This window comes from Arthrobacter sp. Cza30 (genome assembly GCF_059090765.1).
In genome coordinates, this window is sequence record NZ_JBNHGA010000003.1 from 355,170 (window position 1) to 379,725 (window position 24,556).

General features: G+C 71.7%; 19 protein-coding genes. 8 read left to right on the forward strand and 11 right to left on the reverse strand.

Annotated elements, in window-relative coordinates; translation table 11 throughout:
- Positions 1-63: 63 nt before the first annotated feature.
- Positions 64-2,199: an RNA polymerase recycling motor ATPase HelR gene (helR, locus tag AC5RVZ_RS11225; RefSeq protein WP_494065834.1), complete on the forward strand. Its 2,136-nt coding sequence runs from the start codon at positions 64-66 to the stop codon at positions 2,197-2,199.
- Here helR and AC5RVZ_RS11230 read toward each other — a convergent pair whose 3' ends face one another.
- Together AC5RVZ_RS11230 and AC5RVZ_RS11235 are read right to left on the reverse strand one after the other, a co-directional pair.
- Positions 2,200-2,955, reverse strand: a complete 756-nt coding sequence (locus tag AC5RVZ_RS11230; RefSeq protein WP_494065835.1) for an MBL fold metallo-hydrolase — start codon at positions 2,953-2,955, stop codon at positions 2,200-2,202.
- A 70-nt stretch (positions 2,956-3,025) separates the two neighbouring features.
- Positions 3,026-3,979, reverse strand: a complete 954-nt coding sequence (locus AC5RVZ_RS11235) for an SDR family NAD(P)-dependent oxidoreductase (RefSeq protein WP_494065836.1) — start codon at positions 3,977-3,979, stop codon at positions 3,026-3,028.
- Between the two features lie 406 nt (positions 3,980-4,385).
- Here AC5RVZ_RS11235 and AC5RVZ_RS11240 point away from each other — a divergent pair, with 406 nt between their 5' ends.
- A complete protein-coding gene (locus AC5RVZ_RS11240) occupies positions 4,386-5,267 on the forward strand; it encodes a manganese catalase (RefSeq protein WP_494065837.1) in 882 nt (293 codons plus the stop codon).
- A 3-nt stretch (positions 5,268-5,270) separates the two neighbouring features.
- The gene (locus AC5RVZ_RS11245; protein WP_494065838.1) at positions 5,271-6,542 is read left to right on the forward strand and encodes a cytochrome P450; all 1,272 of its coding nucleotides are present in this window, start codon (positions 5,271-5,273) and stop codon (positions 6,540-6,542) included.
- A gap of 318 nt (positions 6,543-6,860) precedes the next feature.
- Here the strand turns inward: AC5RVZ_RS11245 and AC5RVZ_RS11250 are convergent, their stop codons facing one another.
- The 6 genes from AC5RVZ_RS11250 to AC5RVZ_RS11275 all read right to left on the reverse strand — a co-directional run bounded on the left by AC5RVZ_RS11250 (position 6,861) and on the right by AC5RVZ_RS11275 (position 16,640).
- A complete protein-coding gene (locus AC5RVZ_RS11250) occupies positions 6,861-8,627 on the reverse strand; it encodes an ABC transporter ATP-binding protein (protein ID WP_494065839.1) in 1,767 nt (588 codons plus the stop codon).
- The gene (locus AC5RVZ_RS11255; protein ID WP_494065840.1) at positions 8,620-10,482 is read right to left on the reverse strand and encodes an ABC transporter ATP-binding protein; all 1,863 of its coding nucleotides are present in this window, start codon (positions 10,480-10,482) and stop codon (positions 8,620-8,622) included. Before AC5RVZ_RS11255 ends, AC5RVZ_RS11250 begins: the two co-directional genes overlap by 8 nt.
- Before the next feature lie 36 nt (positions 10,483-10,518).
- Positions 10,519-13,005 carry a glycoside hydrolase family 38 N-terminal domain-containing protein gene (locus AC5RVZ_RS11260; protein WP_494065841.1) on the reverse strand — a complete coding sequence of 829 codons (2,487 nt, stop codon included), beginning with the start codon at positions 13,003-13,005 and terminating at the stop codon, positions 10,519-10,521.
- Between the two features lie 135 nt (positions 13,006-13,140).
- Complete coding sequence (locus AC5RVZ_RS11265) at positions 13,141-14,508, reverse strand: ABC transporter substrate-binding protein (protein ID WP_494065842.1); 1,368 nt, start codon at positions 14,506-14,508, stop codon at positions 13,141-13,143.
- Between the two features lie 174 nt (positions 14,509-14,682).
- Positions 14,683-15,636 carry a carbohydrate ABC transporter permease gene (locus AC5RVZ_RS11270; protein ID WP_494065843.1) on the reverse strand — a complete coding sequence of 318 codons (954 nt, stop codon included), beginning with the start codon at positions 15,634-15,636 and terminating at the stop codon, positions 14,683-14,685.
- A complete protein-coding gene (locus AC5RVZ_RS11275; RefSeq protein ID WP_494065844.1) occupies positions 15,636-16,640 on the reverse strand; it encodes a carbohydrate ABC transporter permease in 1,005 nt (334 codons plus the stop codon). The genes AC5RVZ_RS11270 and AC5RVZ_RS11275 overlap by 1 nt, the downstream gene beginning before the upstream one ends.
- Before the next feature lie 292 nt (positions 16,641-16,932).
- Here AC5RVZ_RS11275 and AC5RVZ_RS11280 point away from each other — a divergent pair, with 292 nt between their 5' ends.
- Positions 16,933-18,468 (forward strand): FAD-dependent oxidoreductase, encoded by a 1,536-nt coding sequence (locus tag AC5RVZ_RS11280; RefSeq protein ID WP_494065845.1) that lies wholly within the window; start codon positions 16,933-16,935, stop codon positions 18,466-18,468.
- Positions 18,469-18,575: 107 nt separating this feature from the next.
- A complete protein-coding gene (locus tag AC5RVZ_RS11285; protein WP_494065846.1) occupies positions 18,576-18,752 on the forward strand; it encodes a hypothetical protein in 177 nt (58 codons plus the stop codon).
- Positions 18,753-18,833: 81 nt separating this feature from the next.
- On the opposite strand, the gene AC5RVZ_RS11290 is transcribed toward AC5RVZ_RS11285, so the two are convergent.
- Genes AC5RVZ_RS11290 through AC5RVZ_RS11300 form a run of 3 tightly spaced genes read right to left on the reverse strand, consistent with a single transcriptional unit; the run spans position 18,834 to position 21,435 of the window.
- Entirely contained in the window at positions 18,834-19,433 is a 600-nt protein-coding gene (locus AC5RVZ_RS11290; RefSeq protein ID WP_494065847.1) for a class II aldolase/adducin family protein, read from the reverse strand.
- Positions 19,430-20,686, reverse strand: a complete 1,257-nt coding sequence (otnK, locus tag AC5RVZ_RS11295) for a 3-oxo-tetronate kinase (protein WP_494065848.1) — start codon at positions 20,684-20,686, stop codon at positions 19,430-19,432. Before otnK ends, AC5RVZ_RS11290 begins: the two co-directional genes overlap by 4 nt.
- Positions 20,683-21,435 carry a DeoR/GlpR family DNA-binding transcription regulator gene (locus tag AC5RVZ_RS11300; RefSeq protein WP_494065849.1) on the reverse strand — a complete coding sequence of 251 codons (753 nt, stop codon included), beginning with the start codon at positions 21,433-21,435 and terminating at the stop codon, positions 20,683-20,685. Before AC5RVZ_RS11300 ends, otnK begins: the two co-directional genes overlap by 4 nt.
- Positions 21,436-21,505: 70 nt before the next feature.
- Here AC5RVZ_RS11300 and AC5RVZ_RS11305 point away from each other — a divergent pair, with 70 nt between their 5' ends.
- From AC5RVZ_RS11305 to AC5RVZ_RS11315, 3 genes are read left to right on the forward strand one after another with little or no spacing between them, the layout of a single operon-like run.
- Positions 21,506-22,903 carry an FGGY family carbohydrate kinase gene (locus AC5RVZ_RS11305; RefSeq protein WP_494065850.1) on the forward strand — a complete coding sequence of 466 codons (1,398 nt, stop codon included), beginning with the start codon at positions 21,506-21,508 and terminating at the stop codon, positions 22,901-22,903.
- Between the two features lie 9 nt (positions 22,904-22,912).
- On the forward strand, positions 22,913-23,776 hold the full coding sequence (locus AC5RVZ_RS11310; RefSeq protein WP_494065851.1) for a hypothetical protein: 864 nt from the start codon (positions 22,913-22,915) through the stop codon (positions 23,774-23,776).
- A complete protein-coding gene (locus AC5RVZ_RS11315; RefSeq protein WP_494065852.1) occupies positions 23,773-24,537 on the forward strand; it encodes a hypothetical protein in 765 nt (254 codons plus the stop codon). The genes AC5RVZ_RS11310 and AC5RVZ_RS11315 overlap by 4 nt, the downstream gene beginning before the upstream one ends.
- Positions 24,538-24,556: the final 19 nt, after the last annotated feature.

Sequence of the window (24,556 nt, forward strand, 5' to 3'; positions counted from 1 at the left end):
CGACGGCGCATACTGATCGGTCGCGACCGTGCACCGTCGCGTCGGGACCTTGGAGCCCATGCCGTGAATTCCCTCACCACCAGCGTTTTCGACTTGCCCGACCGCCTTCGCTCGAAGGCCTCGCCCGGGCTCATCGCCCACGACGAGCAGCACTTCTCGCGGATCGCCCGCACCCTCGAGCAGACCATCGCAGACCTCACCGAACGACTCGCGGCGACGCGCGCGCTGCCCGGCGGTCGCGGCCAGGCCGCCCTCGACCGTGATCTCGAGATCCACCGGCTGTCCGCGCGGCTGCGCGCCCTGCGCCGCTACGGGCTCGATCTGTGCCTGGGACGCATCGTCGCTGCGGGCGAGGCCGAGCCGCTCTACATCGGGCGCTTCGGATTGTCCGATGCCGACGGCCGGCGGCTGCTCGTGGACTGGCGCACACCGGCGGCGAAGCCGTACTTCGCCGCCACGTACGCCGACCCCATGGGTCTGGTCAGCCGGCGGCGCTACCGGTGGAGCAGCGGACGCGTGCGGGACTACTGGGACGAGGTCTTCTCGGCGGATGTCCCGGCGGGCTCGGTCGCGCTCGACGACGAGTCGGCTCTCATCGCCAGTCTCGGCTCGAGCAGGTCGCCGCGCATGCGCGATGTGCTGAGCACGATCCAGGCCGACCAGGACGCCATCATCCGCGCGGACTCGAGAGGCGCGCTGGTCGTCGACGGCGGTCCGGGAACCGGCAAGACGGTCGTGGCGCTTCACCGAGCGGCGTATCTGCTGTACTCCGATCCGCGCCTGGGAGAAGGTCGCGGCGGCGCGCTCTTCGTGGGGCCGAGCCGGGCGTACCTCTCCTACGTCGAGGACGTCCTGCCGAGCCTCGGCGAGGAGACCGTGCAGACCTGCACCCTGAGCGACCTCGTCGCCGAGGGCCGGGCCGCCCTGCCCGAGCCCGACCCGGCGGTCGCGCGCCTCAAGGCCGATGCGCGCATGGTCGACGCCATCGAACCGGCCGTCGCCCTGTATGAGGAGGCGCCGACGGCCGGCATGGCGGTGGAGACTCCATGGCTCGACCTCTGGCTCGATCCTCAGGACTGGGCCGAGGCGTTCGCGTCACCCGAACCCGGCACGCCGCACAACGAGGCGCGCGATCAGGTATGGGAGACGCTGCTGGAGATCCTCACCGATCAGGCTGCCGGCGAGGTGCCGCCGCACCAGCTGCGGCGAGCGCTGACGCGGACCGAGGGTCTCGTGCGCGCCTTCAACCGGGCATGGCCGCTGGTGGAGGCATCCGTCCTCATCGCCGACCTGTGGTCGACGCCGGCGTACCTTCGCCGATGCGCGCCCTGGCTGAGCGGCGACGAGATCCGGTCGCTGCAGCGGAGGGATGCCTCGGCCTGGACGATCTCGGACCTCCCCCTGCTCGACGCCGCCCGTCGGCGTCTGGGCGACCCGTCGGCATCACGCCGCAACCGCGAGCGCGAAGCGCGGCTCGATGCCGAGCGGGAGTACATGGCCCAGGTGATCGACCGGCTGAAGGAGGCCGGTGACGAGCTCATGCAGTGGCTGGACGGCGAAGACCTCCGCAACAGCCTCGTGGACGAGCACGCCCTGCCGAGCGCGGATCCCGACCTCCTCGCGGGCCCCTTCGCTCACATCATCGTCGACGAGGCGCAGGAGCTGACGGACGCGCAGTGGCGGATGCTGCTGAGCCGGTGCCCGTCGCGGAGCTTCACGATCGTCGGCGACCGCGCGCAGGCACGCCACGGGTTCCACGAGTCGTGGAGCGAGCGCCTCGCGAGGGTCGGCTTCACGACGGTCTCGCTGGCGACCCTCGGCGTGAACTACCGGACGCCCAGTGAGGTGATGACGGAGGCGGAACCGGTCATCCGCGCCGCGATCCCGGACGCCAATGTGCCCACGTCGGTCCGGAGCACCGGCGTACCGGTGCTTCGCGCGCCACTGTCGGAGCGTGACGCGATCATCGAGGAATGGCTGCGCGCCCACGAGGAGGGGACGGTCTGCGTGATCGGCGATCCCGGCTTCGCCGAGCGCGAGCGCGTGCGGTCCCTGTCCCCCGAGCTCGCCAAGGGCTTGGAGTTCGACCTGGTCGTGCTGGTCGATCCTCGGTCGTTCGGGGAGGGCGTCGAGGGGGCGGTGGACCGCTACGTCGCGATGACGCGTGCGACGCAGCGCCTCGTCATCCTCGAGGACTGATCAGGCCACGGGCTCGCGCCGGGCCTGCTGGACAGCCCTTCGCGCCCCCGCCACGTACGGCTCGCCGTGCCCGGGGAGCACCACGCCGGCGTCGGTGTCCGCCAGGCGATCGAGGCTGAGGATGTTGCTCTCGACGTCGGCGGTCGCCGCGCGGGCCACCATGCGGGGGCCGCGGCGTCCGGTGTACGGGTCGAGGGTGACCAGCGCATCGCCGCTGAACAGCACCCCTCGATCGGGAAGGAAGAACCCGCAGTGCCCGTGCGTGTGCCCGGGCGACGAGACGGGCACCGGGCTGCCGGGCACATCCAGCGGCGTCCCGTGCCGCACGTCGCCCTGCGCATCCGTTCCCTTGACGGTCAGCGCCCCGGCAGCTGTCATGGCGACGAGGATCGGCACGCCACCGGGGTGCTTGAAGGGGTACGGCCACCGCGGCAGCTGGTGGTCGTACCGGTACGGATGCCGCGCGACGGGTACGTCGGCCTCGTGGATGCGGGACCGCACGCCGTGCTGCTTGTGCAGCCGGTCCGAGAGCCCGACGTGATCGAAGTGTCCGTGTGTCAGGACGACGGCATCCAGGTCTGCGGGAGTCGCTCCCACCGTGCCCAGCGCCTGCAGCAGAAGGGGCCACATGCCGGGCAGGCCGGCGTCGACGAGCGTCAGACCCCCGGTGGTGAGGAGGTAGCAGTTCACGCCGGCCCGGTGGATGCGCACGACGCCTTCGGCGACAGTCGCAACACTCTGTCGTCGATCGGTCATGGACCGAGCCTGGTGCCTGCGCCGTACCCAGGCGGAGGGGGTTGAAGCACCATCACCGCGGTGGTAGCGGTCAGCGGGTGGCCGGCGTGCGCGCCGAGTCCTCGCGGGCGCGCTCGTCCTCGCGCCGCATCCGCTCCCGGACACCGCCCTCGACGCTCGCTCCGGCGGCGATGGGATGGTGCAGCGCCCCGTCCGTATCGGGCGTCGGCATCCCCCTTCGCATCTCGAGGCGGGCGATCTCGGCCGACAGCCGCACGGCCAGCCGGGGAGTGAGGCGGTGCGCGATCCGCGCGCCCTTGGCCTTCCATCCGACGGCCCGCAGCAGCCGCGGCCGCACGCATGCCGTCACGATGGCATCCACCACGTGGTCGGGGCCCTCCATGCCCAGCATGCGCGGAGCATGCCCGGAGTGGTTGCCGGCGTGCGCCCACCAGGGCGTGTCGATGGCCCACGGCAGGATCGCGCACACCTTGATGTCCTTCGACCGCCCGGCGAGGCGAAGCTCCTGGTGCAGCGTGTGCGTGAGGCTGAGCACGGCCGCCTTCGTCGCGGCATAGGAGGAGTGGAACGCCAGCGGCACCTCGCTCTCGACCGAGGCCAGGTTGATGAGCGTTCCCCGGCCTTGCTGCAGGAACAGGCGCACCGCGGCGTGCGCGCCGTGGAGGAAGCCGATGAAGTTCACCTCCGCCACGCGCACGTGCTCGGGGAGCGGAATCGCCCAGAACGACCCGACCGACCCGACTCCCACGTCGTTCACCCACACGTCGATGCGGCCGAAGGACTGCACCGCCGTCTCGGCGAGGCGGGCGATGTCGGACGCGGAGCTGATGTCGCCGGCGACCCCCACGGCGGCTCCGCCGACCGCCTGGATCTCCGCGACCAGGTCGTCCAGCACGTCGCCGCGCCGGGCGAAGGCCACGACGTTCGCCCCGAGCTGCCCGAGCCGCAGGGCGGCGCCGCGGCCGATCCCGCTGGAGGCTCCGACGATCACGACGGTCTTGCCGTCCATCCGCCTGTTGCGCATGCGAGCCATTGTCGACAGCCCGCCGCGTGCGGCCGAGGGCCTTGCACGCGGGGCATCCGCGCGTTAGTGCCCCGTCCGCTGTCCCTCTGTCCCCGCTGTCCCTCTATCCCCGCTTCCCCGGTGCCCCGTCGAGACCGCACGGTCTCGCCGAAGACGCATGTCGTCGACGCAAACGGCGTATGTGCTCGGCGAGACCGCACGTACTCGACGAGAGAGAAACGCCGCCGGGGCGTGCTCCGGCGAGACCGCACGTACTCGACGAGAGAGAAACGCCGCCGGGGGGCTGCTCCGCCGGGTGCGTTTTCTACAGGCCGGGGCACGGGTTGACAAGCCCCCTGTCGCCCGCCGGACGAAGCGCGTTGAGTGGCGCGGGAGTGCAGACCACACACGACCCCCAGGAGGAACCATGTACTTCCACCGACAAGAACTGCAGCACAAGGCGACGCCCGACAAGCCGGACGCCGTCTACGCACGCAAGCTCCAGGAGGTGCTCGGCGGCCAGTACGGCGAGATCACCGTCGCGATGCAGTACCAGTTCCAGGCATGGAACATGCACATCCCCGGCAAGTATCGCGACCTCGTCTTCGGCATCGGTGCGGAGGAGATGGGGCACGTCGAGATGCTCGCGGTCATGATCGCGCAGCTGCTCGAGAAGGCCCCCCTCGGCGTGACCGGTGACGCCGTGCAGGACGATCCCACCGTCGCGGCCGTCGTCGGCGGGACCGACGTGCAGCACGCGATCGTCGCCGGGGCCGGCGCACGGGCCGTCGACAGCATGGGGAACCCCTGGATGGGGTCGTACATCACCAGCAGCGGCAACCTGCTGGCCGACTTCCAGGCGAATGCGAACGCCGAGATGCAGGGCCGGCTGCAGGTGGCACGGCTGTACCACATGACCGACGACCACGGCGTGCGCGACCTGCTCGCCTTCCTGCTGGCACGCGACACCATGCATCAGAATCAGTGGCTCGCGGCGGCGGCGGAGCTCATGGAGGAGGGCGTCGAGGCACTCCCCGTGCCGAGCAACTTCCCACTGGCCAAGGAGGACCGGGACGTGTCGTACCAGTACATCAACTTCTCGGACGGCGCAGCCGCCGCGGAGGGACGTTGGGCGGCCGGCCCCACCCCGGACGGCCACGGCGAGTTCTCGTACGTCCCCGAGCCGCAGGCCGGGGTGCCGATGCCTCCCCCCACGCACCCCGATTCGCGGTTCTACGGCACGACCGAGCTGCCGAACATCATGGAGAAGGCCGCCGGCGCGATGCAGGACAAGCTGAAGAAGGAATGACGGATGCCGCCGACCCTCGCCACGGCTGACAGCACCGCTCCCGGCGCGACGGGGGGCACGCTCCCCATCGTGCCGGGAGACCAGTCCCTGAGGTTCCTCCTCGAAGGCTATGCCTACGGCGCTCGCCGGTTCCGTGAGTTGGAGACGGATGCCTTCCGGACCCGGCTGCTCGGCCGGCGCATCACGTTCCTGCGCGGCGGCGACGCGGCGGAGTTCTTCTACGCGGAGGACCGCTTCACCCGCGTCGGCGGGATGCCGCACACGGTCCTGCACTCGCTGCAGGATGAAGGCAGCGTGCAGACGCTCGACGGCGATCAGCACCGGCATCGCCGGTCGATCTTCCTGTCCGCGCTGGAAGCGCACGGGCGCGCGCGGCTCGCGGCGGCGTTCGCGCGCGGATGGGAGGCGCAGTGGGAGCAGTGGCGCCGGCAGGGATCGGTGTCGCTGCTCACCGGTTCTGCCCGTGTACTGACCAAGGCCGCGCTGGAGTGGACCGGCGTCCCCTTCGCGCCCGAACAGGTGGGGCGCCGCGCGCACGAGTTCGTCATGATGATCGACGGCGCCGGTTCGTTCGGCGCGCGCAACGTCACGGGCCGGTCCCTGCGCCAGCGGACCGAGCGCTGGGCGCGTCGGACGATCGAGGAGCTCCGCCGCGATCCCGACGCGATCGCCGCGGACACCCCGGTCGCGCGACTGCTGTCGTACCGGGAGGACGGTCGGGTACTGGACACCCCCACCGCCGCCGTCGAGCTGCTCAACCTCCTGCGGCCCACCGTCGCGGTGTCGCGGTTCATCGCCTTCGCCGGACTCGCCCTGCACCTGCACCCGGCATGGCGCGAGCGCCTGTCGCACGATGACACCGTGCTCACCGCCTTCACGCAGGAGGTGCGGCGGACCGCTCCCTTCTTCCCCGGCATCGGCGGGCGAGCGACCATCGCGACATCCTGGAAGGGCATCGGATTCCAGCCGGGCGACTGGGTCTATGTCGACATGTTCGCCACGATGCGCGATCCCGGGCGGTGGTCGCGCCCCGAGGTCTTCGATCCCCTGCGCTTCGTGGAGGGCACCTCAGCGGACCTCATCCCGCAAGGATCCGGATCGATGGCCGTCGGCCACCGGTGCCCGGGAGAACCGGCCACGGTGGACCTGCTGGCGCTCGCGACGCGATCCCTCGCGCGGTCGGACTGGTCGGTTCCTCACCAGGATCTGCGGGTGGACCTGCGCCGCCTGCCCGCCAGCCCCGGAAAGAAGGGACTGCTGATCGAGCCTCGGTGAACTCGCCGTCAGTCCCCGTCTTCAGCGTCCCCTCCGTCGGGGCCCACGCCGCGAAGGTTCCTCGCCGACAGCCATGCGGCGACGATTCCGCATGTGAGGCAGGGTCGAGCGGAAGCAGCCCAGGCCGGCTCGTCGACGGCAACGAGGCCGCGGCGCCGTCGGTGGACAGCCTGAGCGCGTTCGGCTGAGGCCGGCGCGCGGCATCCCGGATTCGGATCGTGCGCCCGGATACGGATGCCTCACGCGGCGCGGTCCGAATCCGCGGCGCATCTCCGAATCCACGAGCAGGCACGGTGACCGCCCGGCCGCCCCTGCGGGTCAGCCCGCGGGCTCCTCGGCGGACTCGGCCTGCCACGAGGCCCACAGGGCCGCGTACTCGCCGCCCATGCCGACGAGCTCGTCGTGCGAACCGGACTCCACGATGCGGCCGTCGCGCATCACCACGATGCGGTCGGCGTCGCGGGCGGTGTGCAGGCGGTGGGCGATCGCGATGACGGTGCGGCCCTCCAGCACGCGGTCCAGCGACTGCTCGAGGCCACGGGCGGCGCGCGGGTCCAGCAGCGAGGTCGCCTCGTCGAGGACCAGGGTGTGCGGGTCCAGGAGCACCAGCCGGGCGAGTGCGACCTGCTGCGCCTGCGCGGGCGTCAGCACGACGCCGCCAGTGCCCACCATGGTCTCCAGCCCCTGCGGCATCGATCGCACCCAGCGGAGGGCGCCGACGACCTGCAGCGCCTCCTCGAGCTCGCCGTCGCGGGCCTCGGGCGCGGCCAGGCGCAGATTGTCGGCGAGCGTGCCGACGAAGACATGGTGCTCCTGCGTGACCAGCGCCACGTGCTGTCGCAGCACCGCGAGCGGGATGCGCATGACATCGGCGCCGCCGACGGTCACGCGTCCCGCCGTCGGCGCCGTGATGCCGGTGAGCAGGCGCGCGAGCGTGGACTTGCCGGAGCCCGACGGGCCGACGATCGCGATGCGTTCGCCCACGCGCGGCACGAGGTCGACGTCCCGCAGCACATCGACGCCCTCGCGGTACGCGAAGCGGATGCCGCGAGCCTCGAGCTGCTCGCCCTCGGGGTGCTCGTCGGCGTCGGGGCGGTCGGTGGGCACCTCGGCGACGCCGACGATGCGCGACAGGGCGGTGGTGCCCACCTGCAGCCGGTCCATCCAGTTCACGAGCTCCTCGACCGGGCCGGTGAGCTGCATGGCGTACAGGGCGATGGCGGTGACGTCTCCGGCTGTCGCCAGACCCTGTCCCATGAGGAACGCACCCCAGAGGAGGACGGCGATGACCGGGAGGAGGAAGCCCACGGTGGTGAGGGGGTACCAGACGCTGCGCAGGCCCAGGGTGTAGCGCTCGGCGGCGTTGCGCGCGGCGAGCGCCCGGTCGATCTTCACCCGCTGCAGCGGAGCGAGGTCGAGCGCGTCGATGGTGCGTGCGCCTTCCACCGTCTCGTTGATGACGCCCACCAGCCGCCCGTACGACGCGAGCTGCCGGCGGTACCCCGGTCCCGAGCGCTTGAGGTACCAGCGGCTGCTGAGCACGATCACGGGAACGCCGGCCAGGATGCCGAAAGCGACGAGCGGGTTCAGGATGAAGGCCGCGCCGAGCGTCAGGATCACGGTCATGCCGGTGACGAGAATGCGCGGCACCCCGAACCGGACGGTCTGGGCGACGGCATCCACATCGCTGGTGGTGCGCGACAGCAGATCGCCGGTGCCGGCGCGCTCGACGACCCCCAGCGGCAACGAGGTCACCGTGGCGAGGAAGTCTTCACGCAGCCGGGCGAAGACCGACTCGCCCAGCCGCAGCGACCAGAGCTGGGCGAAGCGGGTCACGAGCGCCTGCGCGACCACCGCCCCGGCCAGCAGGAGGAACATCACGTCGACGGTGCCCATGTCGGCCCGACCCGTCGACAGCAGGTCGATCATGCGGCCGATCACCCACGGCCCCACCAGGCCGGACAGCGCTGCCACGGCGTGGAGGCAGATGACCACGAGGAGCTCGCCGCGGTGACGGCGGATCAGCTGGCGCGCGACCTCGCGGACGCGCTCGCCCGAGGCGACCGGCAGCGCGTTGTCACTCATCGCCCTCCTCCTTCCGCGCCGCCCGGATCGCACCCGTCTCCGTCGCCTTCGTCCAGAGGGTGTCGATCGAACCGGTCCACGCGGCATCGATCTCCTCGCCTGCCATGGGCTCTGCGTCGCTGGTCGACCGGGCGACGATGCGGCGGTACCGCGCGCCGACGGCGTCGTCGCGGCGCATCAGGTCGGCATGGGTGCCCGATCCCACGACCCGACCGCCGCGCATCACGTGGATGACGTCCATGCGGTCCAGCAGCAGCGGGCTCGAAGTCACCAGCACGGTGGTGCGGCCGGCGCGGGCGCGATGGAGCCGACCCGCGATGGTGGCCTCGGTGTTGGCATCCAGCGCGCTCGTCGGCTCGATGAGGACGAGCACCTCGGCGTCGGTCAGGAGGGCTCGTGCGAGGCTCAGCCGCTGCCGCTGACCGCCCGAGAGCACGCTCGCGCGCTCGGGCACGTGCTCCTCGAGGCCCCCGGGGAGCGCCTCGACCGCGTCGCCGGCCGCCGCCACGCCCAGAGCCTGGTCGATCTTCGCGCGCCGGGCGGTGGGCGAGCCCGCGCGGTGAGGCGCCCGGACGCTCTGCGTGTCGAGGCCGTCGCGCAGCCGTCCGGTGAACAGGTGCGGGGTGGCGTCGCTGACGACGATGCGCCGGCGCACCTCGCTGACCGGCATGCGGGTGAGCTCGACGCCGCCCCACAGCACCGGCGCCGTCAGGTGGGTGCGGTCGTCGAAGCGTCCCAGGCGCGTGGCGACCTCGGCTGCGGCATCCGGATCCTCGTCGACGAGAGCGGTGAACACACCGGGCTCGATGACGGCGCCGGATGCCACGTCGACGATCTCCGCCCGCCCCGCCGGGGCAGGCTGCGGGTGCTCGGGATCGCGGACGGCCCGCTGCACGCGCAGCACGTCCAGGACCCGCCCGGTCGCGACGAACCCCCGGGCGAACGCCTGACTGGCCTCGACCGTCGTGCGCAGCGGCACGATGAGGAAGACCGAGTAGCCGTAGAACGTGACCAGCTCCCCCGGCGTGATCTCACCGGCGAGCACGAGTCGTGCGCCGAACCAGACCACCGCGGCGACGAACAGGCCGGGGAGCAGGATCTGCAGGGCATCGAGCCACGATCCCAGCCGCGCGACGTCGATCGCCCGGCGACGGAGGTCGGCGGACCGGCGCGCGTACCGCTGGACGAACTGCTCCTCTCCGCCGATGCCGCGCAGCACGCGGAGCCCCACGACGGTGTCGGCGGCGAGCTCGGTGAGCGCCCCCTGCTCGCGGCGCCACGCCGCCTGACGCCGAGCGAGCGGGCGCACGAAGAGCGTCAGCACGGCGACGAGCACCGGCATGCCCAGGAGCACGAAGAGGCCGAGCGCCGGCGACGTGAACATCGTGATGACGCCCACCGCGACGTATGCGACCACGCCGCCGGAGAATCGGGCGGTGACGTCGAACATCTCGCCCACCCGCAGGGCGTCGTTCGCGACCGTCGAGGCGACCTCGCCCGCCGAGCTGTCGGACGCGATCGCCGCGCCCGTCTCGGCGCTGTGGTAGCCGACGATGCGGGAGACCCCGAGGGAGGACCGCAGCCAGTTCGACACCGCCATCCGGTGCCGCAGCACCGCGAACAGGGCCTGCGCGACGGCGACGACGCCGAGCCCCGCGCACCACGGCAGGACGCCGCTCAGCCCTTCGGCCAATCCCGCGTCGACGGCGCGGCCGAGCAGGTACGGCCAGATCACCTGGCACAGCATCCACAGCACGCCGAAGACGACGCCGCCCACCAGTGTCGCCGGCTGCCGTGCAGCCTGCCACAGCAGCAGTCGCAGCGGCGAGTCAGTGGGAGCTTGAAGCGAGCTCACGTCCGGAACACTCCTCGTCGTCGGTGACGGTGCGGTTCATCGTCGATCCAGCACGACGTCCGCCGTGCGCGCGGCCGCCACGGCCACACTCACGCGGTGATCGCCCTGACGGATCTCGGCGGTCACGTCGTCGTCGGAGATGTTGCGGAGCCGGACCCGCACCCGACCGTCCACGGGCCGCAGCTCGGCCAGGAGCGCCGGATGCGCATCGATGGCGACGGGCGGCGCGGGCGGGGCTGCGGGCGGAACCGCCGCGTGACGCGCCTGCAGCGGCTCGAGGAGGTCCCGACCGAACCGCCGCACGTCCGTCCGGGTCACAGCCGCGACAGGGCGGAAGCGGTAGCGGAACCGCCGCGTGATCTCCTGGCGAGCCTGGAAGTTCGTGAAGTGCAGGTTGTTCATCAGCCAGCTGTGGACGTGGCCGACCGGGGCGTCCAGGTGCGCCGCCCACCTGCCGGTGTGGAAGCCGCCCACTTGGACGAGCGGGGCGTCCATCGAGCCCCACAGGATGCCCCCGTCCGCACCTGCGACACCGATCGCGTGCTGGATGGAGTACCAGTCCTTGCTGGTGTCGGGAAGCTGCTCCCGCTCGGCGGCGAAGACGGCGCCGGCCGTCTCGAGGAGGAACTCCGGCTCGGCGACGTCGAACGGGAAGCTCACGAACACGCTCTCGGGCGCGAAGCGCTCGGGCTTGCCGACATGGACGTCCAGGTCGATGTCGTCGCCTCCGTCGGCGATCGCCAGCGTCGCCACGACGCCCGGGATGCCAGGTGCCGACGCCTCCCAGCGGATCTCGGTCACGCCGCCCGCCCGCCGCACCCGCGCAGGCGCGCCACCTGTCGCGACCACCCGCTCGAAGACCGGGCCCGGATGATCGGGGTGGAAGAGCTTCGGGGACTGCGTGATCATCGGGTGCCCGGAGCCCGGTTCGACGACCTCGTCCACCACCGCGCCCAGCGGCCCCGCGGCCGAGCCGTCCACGAGCTCCCGCCCGTCGCGGGTGTCGATGAGCGAGACGACGCCGCCGCGGGCCGGGTCGACGGTCACGCGGTACGGACCGGCCTCGACCGGCCCGTCCGCGACGTCGTCCGCTGCCGGCTCGGGCACGGGCAGGATCGTCACCCCGAAGGGCTCCACGTCCGCCCGTGCGCGGACGCGGCGGGTGCCGGCGACCTCGACGTCGACGATCTCCCGTCGCGCCGCCTCGGTCGGGTTCACCACGACGATCGCACCCTCGGGCGGCGTGGCGTCGCGTCCGGAAGGCTGCGCCGGCTCCTCGGAGCCGGCCCCGCCGGCGTAGGCGTACCGGAACCACCCCTCGATCGCGAGGTCGCGGGCGTGGTCGAAGGCGTCGTACGCGAAGGCCGACTTGGCGTTGTGATGGGAGTGACTGAAGGTCGAGTGAGGCTTGGAGTACGTCTCCCAGCTGCCCCACGTGTGCTCGCCGTAGAGCAGGAGCTGCTCGTCGATGTGCTCGAGCGTCTCGGCGACCTCGGCGTCCGAGCGCAGACGAACGGGTCCGCGCCGGTAGCCCAGCACGTCGGCGTGCGGCATCCGTCCCGCCCCGGCGAGCGCGACCAGCGACAGGGTGGACTGCGCGGCCCGCGCGAAGCTGCGCGCCTCGCGATAGACCGCCACCTCGCGCGCGGTCGAGCCGTGGCCGTGCGACCACCAGTCCGCCCATTCACCACGCACGGTCGGCAGCTCGAACGAGCCCACCTCGGCCTCGAGCCGGTCGAGCGCCTGATCGATGGTCGCGGTGCGCATCGGCCGCTCGGGGTGCCGCGCGTTCCAGTGGCGGACCACGTCGAGGAAGCGCGCCGTCGGCCATCGGTTGTCGTTGCCGGCGTGGACGATCGCCGTGCTCCAGGGATAGTCCTCGCGTCGCTCGAGCACGTCGACGAAGGCCGCGATGCGCTCCTCGGCCCGTTCCACGTCGCCGTCGACGATGCCCCACTCCTCACCGAAGCCGTAGTGCGTCGACAGCCACACGAAGACACGGCGGCCGGATGGCCCCTCCCACCAGAAGCCGCTCGGCTGGACGAACGGCGGTCGGCCGTGGTCGGGATTGAGCGCCATCACGAGCCGGGCGATGCCGGCATCGCGCATCTGCTCCACCGTTCCCCACGACAGCCCGTTCACGTCGCCGTGCTGCTGCGTGCGGATGTCGATGCCGGCGTCGCGGAGGCGCTCGAGCTGCTCGTACGCCGCATCGAATTCGAAGGCGCTCGGCAGCTGCGTCATGTTGAGGTAGCCGCCCGTCACGGAGATGGCGCCGCTGCGCGTCAGGCGCGCCAGCTGCTCGACCTGGGAGGGTGCGGCGCGCTTGAGGAAGGACAGCACCGGGCGGGCCACCTCGAAGGTCCATCGGAAGCCGTCCGGCCCGTCGGCCGGCAGCTCCTCGGCGATCTCGAGCACGCGGTCGACGATGCGCCCGTGCATGTGGTCGATCAGGCGCGGGCTGTTCGTGTAGCCGACGTCGTGGTGGGTGTGGCCGATGAGCAGGATCTGTCGGATGGACATGACGGTGCGAGTGGTCCGTGATCGTTTCGGTGAGGCGGTGACGAGGGCGATGAGCGGTGCTGGTGCGGAAGAGGCAGGGGCGGGCCGACCGAAGTCGACCCGCCCCTGGTCCCCCCTGGACGAGTGCGGCCGGCGTCAGCCCGCCGTGGCGTTCTCATACGCGCGCATCGCGGCCTGCTGCGCGTCGGCGAGCGCCTCTTCGGGCGTCTTGTCGCCGAGCAGCGCCGCGGTGATGGCGTTGTTCAGTTCGTTCTGGATGTCTTGCCCTGCCGGCGACGAGCCGAAGGACTGGCCGTACTCCAGCACGTCGTAGTACGTCGAGATCGTCTGGTCGAAGCCGGCGTTGCCCGTTTCGACGACGTACTCCTCGCGGATGGACTGGTCGGGACCGGGCGAGCCGGTGAACAGACCGGTGTTGATGCCGCCGTCCTCGGCGCGCGTGGCAGCGCGGGCCTCACCGGCCGCCGCCCAGGCGTCCTCGCTGGTGAGGGCGACCATCCAGGCGCACGCCGCCGTCGGGTTCTCGGCACCTGCCGGGATCACGAACGCAGAGCCGCCGGACACCGAGAACGGGTTGCCCTCGCTGTCCTTGAACGGCACAGCCTCGATCTGGATCTGGTCGACGTAGGGCGACAGCACGTTCGGGTACCACTGGGCGTTGACCTGCGCGCCGACCTGGTCGGTGACGTACTGGTTGTTGTCGCCGAACGTGTCGAACGAGTCGGTGAAGCTCTTCACCGCGGCGTATCCGCCCTGCGCGTCGTTGATCTGCTTGAGCAGCTCGATGCCGGCGACGTTGCTCGGGTCGTCGAGCGTCGGTGTGCCGTCCTCATCGGTGAGCTGTCCGCCCATGCCGAGGATCCACAGCGGGGCCTGGCCGGTCGAGACCGGGTCGAAGCCCAGGCGTGTGGGCACACCGCCGGATGCCTGGTACATCTTCGCGATCGCGCCCAGGAGCGCCTCGGGGTTCGAGGTGTCGATCTCCTCGTTGGTGACGCCCGCCTGGTCCATCACCCGCTTGTTCAGGATGATCGCCGGCGGCTGGTAGAACTGCGGCACGGCCCAGATCGCGTCCTCGTACCGCACGTCGTCCACGACGAAGGGGTACCAGTAGTCGTCGGGGCTGACGCCCTGCGCGTCGAAGCAGTCGTCCAGCGGCATGATCAGGTCCTGCGCGGCGTACTGCGTGACGTAGCGGCGGTCCATCTGCACGACGTCGGGGACGTCGCCGCTGGCGATGCGGGTGGTGAACTTCTGCGCGTCGAACGCGGTGGCGTCGAGCTCGATCTCGACGTCGCTGAGCTGCTCCTCGGCGTAGTCGAGGCGCGACTGGCCGACGTCGTCGGCGTTCTCGAAGCCCCATGCCGACAGCGTCCCCGTGGGCTCGGCGTCGAAGTCAGCCTCTCCGCCGCCGGTGCCGCCGCCACCCCCACCGCCGCCGCAGCCCGCGAGCAGGACGGCGGACGCCGCCAGAGCGGCGATCCCGATAGTGCGCTTGCGCATCTGTTTCCCTTTCGATCGGGGCAGCTCCGTCGCCGCCGCCGCGTGGAACGATTCCCCTGGGAACCTTCCCACATGACGGTAACCATCCCTATCGGGCCGGGCAACGGAGCTATCCGCGTATTTATTGGTTTGTGATGTGTACGTTGTGGAATCGTCGCCTCGGCGCCAGCATCCTCACCCCTTGCGCCCCTGGGTGGCGACGCCCTCGATGAAGTAGCGCTGACCGAACGCGAAGAGGATGAGCATGGGCAGGGTCACCAGCAGCGACGCCACCATCACGTACTGGTAGTCGCCGTGCCCGCCCGCTGTGGGGCTGTATTTCGTCATCGCGTAGGCGATTCCCAGCGGCGCGGTGAACTCGTCGACGTCACCGGCGTTCAGGTAGATCAGGGCGGCCTGCAGGTTGTTCCAGCTCGCCTGGAACTCGAAGAGGAAGACGATGACGAACGACGGGATCGACAGCGGCATGGCGATCCGCCAGAACAGACCCCAGTAGCTCGCGCCGTCGAGACGCGCGGCCTCGAACAGCTCCTTGGGCAGCCCCAGGAAGAACTGCCGTTGCAGGAAGATGTAGAAGGCGGACCCGAACAGGTTCATGCCCCACAGCGGCACCCAGGTGCCCAGGAACCCCGTCTCCTTCCAGATGAGATAGATCGGGATCATCGTGACCGCGCCGGGGAGCATCATCGTGGCCAGGACCAGGCCGAACAGCGTGTTGCGCAGCGGGAAGCGGAAGTAGGCGAACCCGAACGCCACGATGGAACTGGACACCGCCACCGCCGTCGCCGCGATGAACGCGATGGCGATGCTGTTCCACATCCAGCTCATCAGCGGCAGCTGGTTCCACACCTCGAGGTAGTTCTCGGGCACGAACGTCTTCGGAATGAGGGCATTGTCGAAGACCTCGCCGCGCGGCTTGAAGCTCGCCGCGAGCAGCCACGCGAAGGGGTACAGGAACAGCAAAGCGAAGAAGATGAGGACGATCGTGAGGACGATGCGCCCCGCGAAGGTCTTCGGCTGGGCGATGCTGCGGCGCCAGCGCGAGCGCTTCGGCACGGTCGCGGCGATGGCCGCGGCCGCCTCGGGAGCCGGCCGCGAGACGCCGGGGGTCTGCAGCGATGTGGCCATCAGCGGTCTCCCTCGTAGTAGACGAAGCGGTTGCCGAACTTCACCTGGATCACCGTGATGATCATGATGATGACGAACAGCAGCCAGGCCATCGCCGCGGCGAATCCGAAGTTGAACTGCCGGAACGCCTGCTGGAACAGGTAGATGGCGTAGAAGAGGGATGCCTCCGGCGAGGCGTTGCTCTGATCTCGCCAGAACAGCACGTACGCCTGGTCGAAGACCTGGAAGGCCGCGATCGAGAGGACGATCACGTTGAAGAACATCGCGCCCGAGATCATCGGCATCGTGATCGAGAAGAACTTCCGGATGGGGCCGGCGCCGTCCAGGGATGCCACCTCGTAGAGTTCGACGGGCACGTTCTTCAGCGCCGCGAGGAAGATAACCATGGTGCCCGCGACCGTCCACAGCGTCATGATGACGATGCTGGGCTTCACCCACGCGGGATCGACGAGCCACTGCGGACCCTCGAGGCCGAAGAACCGCAGGAACTGGTTGATCGCGCCGGTGTTGCCGTTGAGCAGGAGGAAGAACACCGACGCCGTCGCCACCGCGGGCGTCATCTTGGGCAGGTAGTACACCGTGCGGAAGAACCCCGCTCCGCGTCCCACCCGGTTCAGCAGCATGGCCAGGACCAGCGCAAAGATGATCTCCAGCGGCACGGCCATCACGACGTAGAAGAGCGTGTTCGACAGCGACACCGCCACCCGCGGGTCCTCGAACAGGCTGGCGTAGTTCGTGATGCCGACCGGCCGCGCGGTGTTGGTGGCGAGGTTGTAGTTGCTGAATGAGATGTACAGGCTGTAGATCATCGCTCCGGCGGTGAAGACCAGGAAGCCGATGATCCACGGGGAGATGAAGAGGTAGCCGGCGAGGGCTTCGCGCTTGTTGTAGTGCTGCTTGACCCGGGGCGCTCTGCCCTTCTTCCGGCGGCGACCGCCGCGGGCCTCCTCCGTCTGCTCCTCGAGTGCGCCGACGAAGGCGTCGGGCTGAGACGTGACGCTCATCTCGATGCCTCGTTCGCGGAAAGCCTCGGGCGAATCGTGTAGGTCATATCACTCTCCACATCGAGATGTGGCATCGTTACCACATGGTGGTGACTATACGGCGCGGGATCGGCTCCTCGCAACAGCGCGGAGCTCGTGTCGGGCCCGCGCTCGGGTGCCTCCGAGAAGTACGAGGGCAGGCTCGTGCCTGCGACCGTCAAGTCGCTCATGGCGCGAGCCTAGGTGTCCCCCAGGTCCCGCGGACAGGGCTTGCGCGACGCGCTTCTTCTGTGCTTCTCGCAGGAAGCCGCGCATGATCGCGGCGGACGTGGCGGTGTACGCCGCGACATCGGCGGGTGTGTGCGCGGCGGTCGCCGCGGCGCGCAGCGGCGCCACGGTCGTCCTGGTCGAGCCCGGTCGGCACGTCGGCGGGATGACCAGCGGCGGGCTGGGGTACACCGACGTCGGCGACGTCCGCGCCCTCGGCGGCATGGCCGCGAAGTTCCGCGCGGCGGTCGCCGAGCACTACGGGGTACCGGTGGGCCGCTACGCGGGACCGGAGCCCCGGGTGGCCGAGGAGATCTTCCGCCGCTGGCTGGACGAGGCCGGTGTGAGCATCGTCACGGACGCTCGCCTGGCCTCGGTGCGCATGGGCGTCGATCGGATCGCCGACGTGACGCTCGAGGACGGATCCGTCGTGAGCGCGGACGTCTTCGTCGACGCGAGCTACGAAGGCGACCTTCTGGCGGCGGCGGGCGTCTCGTACGCGGTGGGGCGGGAGTCGAGGCTCCTGTACGGAGAGGAGTTCGCCGGTCGCCGTGAGGTCATGCCGGGACGGCATGCGACGCCGCCGTGGATCTCGCCGTTCCGCGACGACGAGGCAGGGCTCGTCGAGGGACCGCTCCTGCCGCAGATCCGGCCGGAGCCGCTGGCGGAGGTCGGGTCGGGCGACGGGGGCATCATGTCGTACGGATATCGCGTGTGCCTGTCGCGGGCGCCCGACCGCGTCCCGTTCCGCCGGCGTGACGGCTACGACGAGGCGCACTGGGAGCTCGGGCGGCGCCTGTTCGCCGCTGCGCAGCGGCGCGGCGACGTGCACCCGGCCGGTCGCCACCTCGGCCTCGAGCCGAACCTGCCCGGCGGAAAGGCCGACGGCAACTCGCTCGGTCCCTTCTCGCTCAGCGTGCTGGACGGCAGCGCGTGGGAGTACCCGGACGCCGATCCGGGACGCCGCGAGCAGATCCGGCGGCATCACCTCCACCACGCCGAGGACTTCCTGTGGTTCCTCGCGAACGATCCCGCCGTGCCGGCGGGCATCCGGCGCGAGATGCAGGGCTGGGGGCTGCCGGCCGACGAGTTCGCCGACACGGGACACCTCCCGCATCAGCTCTATGTGCGCGAGGCGCGACGGATGCTCTCCGATGTGGTGCTGACCGAGCAGCAGCTCCGCGCGGGTGCCGTGCCCGACGATGTCGTGGCGCTGGGCTCGTACCATCTGGACATCCGCGAGGTGCAGCGGGCGTGGCGGTGGGTGTACGAGCATCCCGCCCCGATCGCGATGGTGGTGACCGAGGGCTACCTGTCGGTGCCCGTGCCGGTCTACGGCATCGGCTACGGGGCGCTCGTCCCCCGCCGGGAGGAGTGCGTGAACCTCGTCGTCGCGGTCTGCGTGTCGGCATCCCACGTCGCGTTCTCATCGATCCGCATGGAGCCGCAGTACCAGATGCTCGGACAGGCGGCCGGCGCCGCCGCCGCGATGGCGGCGCGTTCGGGCGTCGCGGTGCAGGAGGTCCCGGTCGACGCGCTGCAGAGCGTCCTGCGGGACGACGGAGCGGTGCTCGCGGTCTGATCGAACGGATGCCGCCGCCGGGGCGGATACACCCGCGGGCGCCGGCACGCAAGCGGTGGGACGGCGGCCGCGGCGCTCCTATCGTCGAATCGTCGGAAGGAGCGACCATGACGGACACACCGATTCCCCGGCTGTCGCCCGAGGACGGCAACCCGGCCAGCGACCTCAAGACGGACGTCATCAAGGACGTGGAGCGCGAGCACACGATCACCGGCGACGTGGTCGGGCCGCGCAGCGACGAGATGCCCGACGACAGCGGGGACGACGACGAGGACAAGCAGTAGCGGCTGCTTCTCGCCCGCGGGCGGGCGTCGCCTCGGTCCATGAGGCCGGTCGAGGGCGACGTCCGCCCGCGGTCGTCCCGCTCACCCCCAGGCCGTGGCGGGATCCAGGGTCCGCGCCTGGCGACCGTGCAGGGTCAGGGCGAGCTCCGCGGCGGCCTCCAGCTCCTCGCAGAGGTCCACGGCTCGTGCGAGGTCCGGTGCGCACACGACGCTGCCGTGCTGGGCGAGCAGGAGCACGTGCGCGTCGACGGCTCCTTCGCCGACGCGGCGGGCGAGCTCGTCCGAGCCGGGCGGGGCGTAGTAGATCAGGCGCACGCGGCCGAGCGTGCGGATCCGGTACGGGGTGTAAGTCGGAAGCGGGTCCTTCCCGGGCGCGCACGGCAGGCACGAGACCGCCGTCGCCGCACGGGAGTGGAGGTGGATCACCGCGCGAGCATCCGGCCGCGCCCGGTACGCGGCCACGTGCAGCGCCCACTCCTTGGTGGGCGCAGGACCCGACGCCTCGCCGCCCTCGAGCGAGAGCTCGCAGATCTCGTTCGCGGTGACCCGTCGCAATGACGAGCCGGTCGGTGTGATGAGGATCCGGTCGTCGTCCCGTGTGCTGGCGTTGCCCGAGCTGCCGGGAGAGAGCCCTGCGGCCGCGACGGCCCGGCATGCCTGCACCAGCTCTTCCCGGGTCATCTCTCCTCCTCGAACGCCTCGGCGAAGAAGCCGTCGTCGCCGAAGTTGCCGGACTTGAAGCACAGGTCGAGCTCCCGGCCTGCGGCATCCGTCGCGGTGGTCCATGCGACGCCGGGCGCGGCGACGCGGCGCACGCGGAGAGCGCGGACGCCGAGCGCGCCCGCGACGGCACCCGAGGTCTCTCCGCCGGCGACGAGGATCCGGCGCACCCCGAGGTCCTCGACGGCGGCGACGGCGATGCGCGCCAGCGTCTGCTCGACGAGGTGGGCGGCGCGCTCACGCCCGAGGCGCTCCTGCACCGCGGTGACGGCCGCCGGGTCGGCCGTGGCGGACACCAGCGGGATGCCCCGGACAGTCGCCGCGAAATGAACCGCCTGCGCCACGACGGCGTCCGGATCCGCGGCGATGGCGATCACGTCGAGGTCCCACCGCGGTCCGGCGAAGCCCGCCACCTGTGCGCGCGTGCGCTCGGATCCGCTTCCCGACACGATGAGCGCGCGTCCTCCGGGCGGCGGCGGGGCGGCGGCGGCAGCGCCCGAGCTCAGCCGGCGGGCGAGCGCCACCGCGAAGCCGGCGGCCCCGCCGAGCAGCACGTCGTCGGCGTCTGCGAGAGCCGCAGCCGCGGCATCCAGGTCCCGGTCCTCCACGGCGTCCAGCAGCACGTGGCGGACCCCGGCGGCTCGGAGCTCGCGCACACCCGAGCTGACCGCGGCCGCACCCGCGCGCGCCGCCTCGATCGGCAGGGAGCCCACCGGATGCGGCGTCTGCCGACCGAGCACGCGCACCAGGTCCGGGTCGCGCATCGGCGTCAGCGGGTGGTGGGCGAGCGACGATTCCGACAGCAGCCGGTCTCCGACGAAGAGGTGTCCGCGGTGCATGGTGCGGCCGACGGCGGGAGTGGCGGGTGTGCCGACAGAGGCGGTCACTCCGTCCAGTGCACCCACCAGCGCGTCGGCGACCGGGCCGATGTTGCCCCGGTCGGTGGAGTCGAATGTGGAGCAGTACTTCTGGAAGATCCGCCGCGCGCCCCAGCCCCTCAGCACCCGTGCGGCGGCGACGCTCTGCTCCACGGCCTGCTCGACCGGCGCGGTGCGCGACCTGAGGGCCACGATCACGCAGTCGCCGGTCGGGGCGTCGCCGGGGTCGGGCACGCCGAGGCGCACCTGGGCCGAGAGGCCGGCGGTCGTGACGCCCGCCGCGACGTCGCAGGCTCCGGTGATGTCATCGGCGATCACGCCCACCTGAAGGGTCATGCCGCGATCCTCACCTCTATGCCGGCGCGTTCGAAGCGCTCGAGGATGTCGCGGTCGGCCCGCGCGTCGGTCACGAGCGTGTCGACGATGTCGAGCGCGCCGATCCTCACGGTCGACACGCGATCGAGCTTGTCTGCGTCGGCCAGCAGGAGCACACGATCGGATTGCCGCGCGAGCACGCGCTTGATGGCGGCGTCGAGCACGTTGGTGCCCCACAGGCCGTCGACGTCGACGGCCGTCGCCGACAGCAGCGCGACGTCGCAGCGCACGCCGCGCAGCGTCTCCTCGGCAAGGGGTCCGGCGAAGCTGCGGGTGTCGGGCTGGTAGTGGCCGCCTGCCGCGATGAGGCGGGCTCCGGGTTCGCGCGAGAGCATCTCGATGACGGGCAGCGAATGCGACACGATCGTGCTGCCGCGGAGCAATCGCGCCGCGGCGGCGACCGTGGTGCCGGCGTCGAGCGCGACGACCTCGGCGCCGGCGAGCGCCTCCACAGCGAGCGCGGCGATCGCGCGCTTCTGAACGGCGCCGACGGCGTCGCGGCGTTCGAACGGCACCCCGGCCGAGGCGATCGTGGCCCCGCCGGCGACGCGGCGGACGACCCCCTGCTCCTCGAGGAGCCGCAGGTCGCGCCGCACCGTCATCTCCGAGACGCCCAGGCGCTGGGCGACGTCAGCCGACGAGATGTAGCCGTCGGCCGCCACGAGCCCTTCGATCCGGGCGCGCCGCTCGGGTGCCTCGGTGTACCGCATGAGCCTCCCTCGTCGTGATGATTATCGGACATGTTTGCCAAATCTGTTCAGAATGTCACAAACTGTGTGCGTGACGCTCGTCCTGGGTCTGGACATCGGCAGCACGACGACGAAGGCCGTCCTCGTCGCCGTGACCGATGACGCCGCGTCCGTGCTTCGCGTCGCGCGCGTCCCCACGCCGGCGGGAGCCGACGAGGTCATCACGGCCGCGGCGTCCGTCGTTCGGGAGTGCGTCGAGGGCGCTGCCGCTCCCGTGGCGGCGGTCGGCATCGCCTCGATGGCCGAGAGCGGCGTGGCACTGGGAGCCGACGGTCGTGCCCTCACTCCCCTTCTTCGCTGGGACCGACCTGTCGACCGCCGTCATCTCGACGACCTGCTGGCGCGGCATCCGGATCTCCCGCCCCGCACCGGCGTGCCCGCGACGACCAAGCCCGCCGCTGTGGCGTTGACGGCTCTGCGCGCGGAGGAGCCGGCCGTCTTCGCCGCCCTGCGGCACTGGGCGGGCCCCGCCGACCTCGTCGCTCACGCCCTGACCGGCGAACGGGCCACCGATCACACGCTCGCGGCACGCACCATGCTGGCCGGGTCGCGCGGCGACGCGTGGGATGACGAGGTGCTCGAGAGCGCGGGGCTGCGGGCGGGAGCGCTTCCCGCACTGCGCACGCCGGGCGAGCCCGCAGGTTCGACGGCGTCCCAGGCGCTCGCGTTCGGACTGGATCGCGGCATCCCGGTGTTCATCGCGGGGCACGACCACGCCGTCGGCGCGTGGGGCGTCGGTGTGCGGCGACCCGGCGCCGTGGCCGACTCGCTCGGCACCGCTGAGGCGGTCGTCCGGGTGACGGATGCCGCCGACACGGCGAGCGCCGTGGCCGACGGCTTCTCGGTCGGACGCACCGTCGACGGGACCGCGCTCACCATCCTCGGAGGCAGTCGCGCCTGCGGGGCGATGCTCGAGTGGTGGGATGCCGAGCACCTCGAGGATCACGTCGGCACCCGCCTCGCCGAGGCACGCCCGGAGGCCTGGCGCACGAGCGACATGATCGTGCTCCCCTACCCGTCCGGACGCCAGTGCCCGCTGCCCGATCCGGACGCGCGCGTCGTGCTGCGCGCGGATCCGGGGGACCCCGCGGACCGCGCCCGCGGCATGCTGCAGTCGCTCGTGTTCCAGGCGCGCTGGATGCGGGAGGCCGTCGATGCGCTGGCCGGATCCCCGGCCACCGACATCACGGTGCTCGGATCCCTCGCTGAGCGCATCCCGGCGTGGGCCCCCCTGGTCGCCGCAGCCGGCGTCGAGACGTTCTCAGCGGGCACGACCGAGGCCGGTCGCGGCGAGCGCGGCGCTGCTGGCCGCGGTGCGCCGCGGCGAGGCATCCGCCGATTCCGCGCTCGCCCGCGACCCCGTCGCGCCGGTGAACGCTCCCGACCTCGACGACGTCTACCGACGGTTCCTGCGCACCGTCCTCGCTGAAGGAGAACGATGACCACCCTCGATGCCATCGCCCGCCCATCGGGCACGTTCGCCATGGTGGCCATGGACCAGCGCGAGAGCCTGCGCCACATGTTCGACCTCGCCGGCCGCGGCCGACCGGCTGACGACGTCCTGATCGACTTCAAGGTCGCGGTGGCCACGGAGCTCGGGCCTTACGCGTCGGCGTTCCTCGCCGACCGGCAGTTCGGGTTCGACCGGGTGAGTGCCGCGCTGCCCGACTCCACCGGACGGATCCTCGCCGTCGACGCGCTGGAGCAGGCCGACGGCGGCCCCGTCGAGGACACCGCGCTCGACGAGGAAGCCGTGGCCGCCCTCCCGGCCGGCGTCGACGCGCTGAAGCTGCTCCTCATCTGGCGGCGCGACGATCGCCGGGCCGAGCGCGTGGCGCTCGCTGCCCGCTTCATCGAGGTCGCGCGCGAGAACGGCGTGCTGTCGGTGCTCGAGCCGGTCGTTCGAGCCGCGCCCGAAGAGAGCGACTTCGACGCCGATGCGGCGATCCTCGAGGCCGCCCGCGAGCTCTCCCCCCTGCATCCCGACCTGTACAAGGCGCAGGTGCCGCTCGCCGGCGCCGGGGAAGAGGCGCAGCAGCGGGCCGCGAGCGCCCGGCTCGACGCGTGCATGACCGGGCCCTGGGTCGTGCTCTCGCAGGGAGTCGAACGCGATCGCTTCGCCACCGCCGTCCGCGCCGCCTGCGCGGAGGGCGCGAGCGGCTTCCTCGCGGGACGTGCGCTGTGGAGCGACATCGTCGGCAGCGATCGTGTCCGCGAGGACCTCCGCGGTCGAGCGGTCGACCGGCTCCGGGCGCTGAGCGAGATCGTCGACGAGTACGGTCGCCCCTGGCGGGAGGCGTGACCGTGCGCGTCGGCGTGCTGCACACGGTGCCGGCGCTCGTTCCGGTGTTCCACGCGCTGCTCACCGGCCGGCGCGGCGATCTCGACATCGTGCACACGGCGGATGCCTCACTGCTCTCGCGCGCCGTCGCATCCGGGATCACCGCCGATGTCGAGCGCGATCTGCACGCGCACGTGAGCGCGCTGCGGGATGCCGGCGCGCAGGCCGTGCTCGTGACATGCTCGTCCATCGGCGAGGCGGCGACGCAGGCCGCGGCGACCGTCGGCATCCCTCTCGTGCGGGTGGACGCGGCGATGGCGCGGACCGCGGAGCAGCGGGCGCGGGAGGCCGCCCGGACGCGGGCGGCGGCCGGGTCGGACGGGCCGGCCGAACGGGATGCCGGCCGCGCGGCATCCGAGCGCGGGCGCATCCTGGTCCTCGCGACGCTGTCGGCGACACTCGGCCCCACGAGCCGGCTCGTGCAGGCCGCCGCACGCGAGGCCGCAGCGGGCGCGGGCGCACGAGGGGCGGATGCGGCACGCGGGGTCGACGTGGAGGTGAGCGCGCTCGTCGTGGAAGGCGCCGCGGACGCACGCTCCGCCGGCGACCAGGCGCGCCACGACCGACTGATCGCCGACGCCATCGCACGCGCGGGCGAGGTGGACGTCATCGTGCTCGCGCAGGCCTCGATGGCCACCGGCGCGGGCGAGGACCCGCGGGTGCTGACCTCGCCCGAGTCCGGGGCATCCGCGTTCGTCGAGTCCCTCGGGGACGCGCGGTGAACGCCGGCCGGAAGCGTCG

What these genes read in the sequence shown, in the direction of transcription:
- AC5RVZ_RS11230 (WP_494065835.1), bottom strand. Translation starts at nt 2,955, where the DNA reads ATGACCGATCGACGACAGAGTGTTGCGACTGTCGCCGAAGGCGTCGTG.
- AC5RVZ_RS11235 (WP_494065836.1), bottom strand. Translation starts at nt 3,979, where the DNA reads ATGCGCAACAGGCGGATGGACGGCAAGACCGTCGTGATCGTCGGAGCC.
- AC5RVZ_RS11240 (WP_494065837.1), top strand. Translation starts at nt 4,386, where the DNA reads ATGTACTTCCACCGACAAGAACTGCAGCACAAGGCGACGCCCGACAAG.
- AC5RVZ_RS11245 (WP_494065838.1), top strand. Translation starts at nt 5,271, where the DNA reads ATGCCGCCGACCCTCGCCACGGCTGACAGCACCGCTCCCGGCGCGACG.
- AC5RVZ_RS11250 (WP_494065839.1), bottom strand. Translation starts at nt 8,627, where the DNA reads ATGAGTGACAACGCGCTGCCGGTCGCCTCGGGCGAGCGCGTCCGCGAG.
- AC5RVZ_RS11260 (WP_494065841.1), bottom strand. Translation starts at nt 13,005, where the DNA reads ATGTCCATCCGACAGATCCTGCTCATCGGCCACACCCACCACGACGTC.
- AC5RVZ_RS11265 (WP_494065842.1), bottom strand. Translation starts at nt 14,508, where the DNA reads ATGCGCAAGCGCACTATCGGGATCGCCGCTCTGGCGGCGTCCGCCGTC.
- AC5RVZ_RS11270 (WP_494065843.1), bottom strand. Translation starts at nt 15,636, where the DNA reads ATGGCCACATCGCTGCAGACCCCCGGCGTCTCGCGGCCGGCTCCCGAG.
- AC5RVZ_RS11275 (WP_494065844.1), bottom strand. Translation starts at nt 16,640, where the DNA reads ATGAGCGTCACGTCTCAGCCCGACGCCTTCGTCGGCGCACTCGAGGAG.
- AC5RVZ_RS11280 (WP_494065845.1), top strand. Translation starts at nt 16,933, where the DNA reads ATGATCGCGGCGGACGTGGCGGTGTACGCCGCGACATCGGCGGGTGTG.
- AC5RVZ_RS11285 (WP_494065846.1), top strand. Translation starts at nt 18,576, where the DNA reads ATGACGGACACACCGATTCCCCGGCTGTCGCCCGAGGACGGCAACCCG.
- AC5RVZ_RS11290 (WP_494065847.1), bottom strand. Translation starts at nt 19,433, where the DNA reads ATGACCCGGGAAGAGCTGGTGCAGGCATGCCGGGCCGTCGCGGCCGCA.
- otnK (WP_494065848.1), bottom strand. Translation starts at nt 20,686, where the DNA reads ATGACCCTTCAGGTGGGCGTGATCGCCGATGACATCACCGGAGCCTGC.
- AC5RVZ_RS11300 (WP_494065849.1), bottom strand. Translation starts at nt 21,435, where the DNA reads ATGCGGTACACCGAGGCACCCGAGCGGCGCGCCCGGATCGAAGGGCTC.
- AC5RVZ_RS11310 (WP_494065851.1), top strand. Translation starts at nt 22,913, where the DNA reads ATGACCACCCTCGATGCCATCGCCCGCCCATCGGGCACGTTCGCCATG.